Genomic DNA, 2133 nt, shown 5'->3' with positions numbered 1-2133 from the left:
CCCGCCACGCCTATCGACCTGCTGGTTTCGCCCGATGGCCTGCGCCTGACCGGCCGCGGCGAGGCAGGTGCCACGGTGAATGTACGCGATGGCGCCGGCAACCTGATCGGCAGCGGCACGGTGGGCGCCGACGGTACGTTCGACATCACCTTGAACTCGCCCCAGGTCAATGGCGAAAGCCTGGATGTGAGTTTGACCGATGCCGCTGGCAACACCTCACCCGCAACAGCCGTCAACGCACCGGATAACGGGGTCGGCAACCCGCCCGACACCACGCCACCCGCACAACCGACCGACTTGGCCGTCAGCGCTGACGGCAGAGTAGTCAGCGGGCGTGCCGAACCAGGTAGTACCGTGCGCGTGCTCGCAGCGGACGGCACCACGGTACTGGGTAGCGTGGTCGTGGGCGCCAACGGTGCGTTCAGCATCACCCTCGACCCACCGCTGGTCGACGGCGAGCAGTTGCAGATAACGGCCACCGATGCCGCCGGCAACACCTCCACTACCGGCACCGTCACCGCGCCGGACATCGACACGGGCGGTGGTGACACCACTGCGCCAACGCCCGCCAGTGGCCTGATCATCAGCGCCGATGGCCGTACCGTCTCGGGGCGCGGGGAAGCGGGGGCAACGGTAACCGTATCGAACGACCAGGGCCAGGTCGTGGGCACCGGGACGGTGCAGCCTGATGGCACCTTTACCCTGCAACTGACCCCGCCAGTGACCGATGGCTCGTCGCTGCAAGTGACCTTGACCGATGCCGCTGGCAACGTATCGACGACAAGCCCCCTGACGGCACCGGACCTTATAGCCCCCGGGCAACCGACCGGGCTGACGCTGAGCGATGGTCAAACGCTGACCGGCAATGCCGAACCCGGTGCACGGGTGGAGGTGCGCGACGCCTCCGGTGCCCTGATCGGCAGCGCTATCGCCGGGCCGGACGGCAGCTTCAGCCTCACTCTCGACCCGGCCCAGGCCAACGGTGACGCCTTGGCCATCACAGTCACCGATGCCGCCGGCAACAGCTCCGCCCCGCTGGCTTATACCGCCCCGGACATTACTGCCCCGGGCCTCATCACCGGCGTGGTGGTGGGCGCCGGCAGCGTCGTGATATCGGGCCGCGGTGAAGCAGGTGCCACAGTGCAAGTGCTGGATGCCGACGGCAATGTGATCGGCAGTGGCACCGTGGCAGCCAATGGCACCTTCCTGGTCGAACTGGATGCTCCAGTGGCTGCGGGCGAAAGCATCGTGCTGGTACAAACCGATGCTGCCGGCAATCCGTCGCCTGAGCTCAGCATCATCGTGCCACAGACACCGGTCCCGGAAGGCCCCGCCGGGGTGGTGGTAGCCCCCGATGGCTCGTCCGTCAGCGGCACCGCTCCGGCTGGCAGCCTGGTGGAGGTGCGCGATGCCCAAGGCAATGTGCTGGGCAGCGTGCAAGTGGGCAATGACGGCAACTTCACCGTCGCCCTTGATCCCGCTCAGGCAAATGGTGAGCTGCTCGATGTGGTGGCCTTGGACGCCGACGGCAACAGCTCACTGCCGACCCAGGTCGGCGCACCGGACATCACCCCGCCCAACCCGGCCAGTGATCTGCAACTGAGCGCCGATGGCGCTACCCTCACTGGCCGCGGTGAACCCGGGGCCAGCGTGCAGGTGAGCGATGCCCAGGGCACGGTGCTGGGCACTGCAGTGGTCGGCGCGAACGGCGTCTTCACCCTCACACTGACACCGGCCCAGTCCGATGGCCAGATGCTCGACGTGGTATTGCGTGATGCTGCGGGCAACACCTCGACCGCAACCCTGACCGCGCCGGACCTGGACGGGCCTTTGCAGCCTTCCGGGCTGGCCGTCGACAGCGCTGGTCTGCACCTCACCGGCCAGGGCCAGAGCGGCTCGATCGTCACGGTACGTGCGGCGGACGGTACCGTGCTGGGCACCGCGACAGTCGGCGCCGACGGGCGCTTCGATGTCACCCTCGACCCGCCACAGCGCAACGGCGAAAGCCTCACCGTGGAGGCCACCGACAATCTCGGCAACAGTGCCGGCCCGGTCGACTTCACCGCCCCCGACAGCACCCCACCGCAAGTTGTCGGCAACCCGAGCATCGACGACAGCGGCACCACCGTTACC

Annotated in this window: 1 protein-coding gene; it reads left to right on the top strand. The window is 67.9% G+C overall.

Going from position 1 to position 2133, the window contains the following annotated elements:
- A partial coding sequence (locus BLX42_RS12395) for an Ig-like domain-containing protein (RefSeq protein WP_256671979.1) occupies positions 1 to 2133 on the top strand: 2133 nt, incomplete at both ends.

Source organism: Pseudomonas sp. SG-MS2, from assembly GCF_009933855.1.
Classification (GTDB): domain Bacteria; phylum Pseudomonadota; class Gammaproteobacteria; order Pseudomonadales; family Pseudomonadaceae; genus Aquipseudomonas; species Aquipseudomonas putida_E.
The sequence above is the reverse complement of the archived record's forward strand: the minus strand, read 5'-3'. Positions and strand labels throughout refer to the sequence as shown.